This is a genomic window from Stenotrophomonas sp. SrG (assembly GCF_050031795.1).
GTDB lineage: Bacteria > Pseudomonadota > Gammaproteobacteria > Xanthomonadales > Xanthomonadaceae > Stenotrophomonas > Stenotrophomonas rhizophila_A.
Map to the genome: position 1 here is coordinate 1 of NZ_JBNBBE010000133.1, position 293 is coordinate 293.

1 protein-coding gene is annotated in these 293 nt (G+C 71.0%); it reads right to left on the reverse strand.

Annotated elements, in window-relative coordinates; genetic code table 11:
* The coding region (locus ACQG3P_RS19270) for an FUSC family membrane protein (protein WP_426805935.1) at positions 1–293 on the reverse strand (293 nt) is incomplete at both ends.

Consider the following 293-nt stretch of genomic DNA (forward strand, 5'->3'; position numbering starts at 1 on the left):
TAGATGCGGGCGAGGAGTTCGCGCACGGGGCGGTAGGCGAACAGGGCGGTCCACTGGATGTTCAGCTGGCCGTACCAGAGGTCGCAGGCCAGCAGGTGGCTGACGTCGCTGATGGCCTGGGCGCGGTCGTCGGCGCCGTGCTGTTCGAGGCCGATCATGTTGTAGATCGCCAGGGTGACGGTGGCCTGGGCGATGGAGGCGTTGCGTTCGCCCAGCGCGCCGAGCCGGGGCAGGCTGAAGGTGGGCAGGGCCAGGGCCGCTCTGACCAGCGGCGGCCAGGCGACCGGTGCGAG